We start from the raw sequence: 259 nt of genomic DNA, 5'->3' as shown, positions 1-259 counted from the left end.
AGCGTACGGTACCAGATAGGTTGTTACCGAGCCGTCAGCCTCTTTGATACTGACGTCAAGATCCGCTCCCCCTCCAGCCAGCTGCAAATCAGCAATGGAGAACGGGCCAGGCGGAACCTCTTTCTGGTAAACCACAAAACCGTTTTGTTCGATGGTAACCAGCGCGTTGCTTTGCGCAATCCCCTGAACCAGCGGCGTAAAATTCTGCTTTGAGTTTGGCAGCATCTGCATATCGCGATACAGCCGCACGCCACGAAAG

General features: G+C 53.7%; 1 protein-coding gene. It reads right to left on the bottom strand.

Annotated features, from left to right (window positions below):
- Positions 1–259: fimbria/pilus outer membrane usher protein (locus tag FDX22_RS27640; RefSeq protein WP_146718078.1), on the bottom strand; the 259-nt coding region annotated here is incomplete at both ends.

The sequence above is a fragment of the Citrobacter sp. TBCS-14 genome (genome assembly GCF_005280805.1).
GTDB classification, from domain to species: domain Bacteria; phylum Pseudomonadota; class Gammaproteobacteria; order Enterobacterales; family Enterobacteriaceae; genus Citrobacter; species Citrobacter gillenii.
The sequence above is the reverse complement of the archived record's forward strand: the minus strand, read 5'-3'. Positions and strand labels throughout refer to the sequence as shown.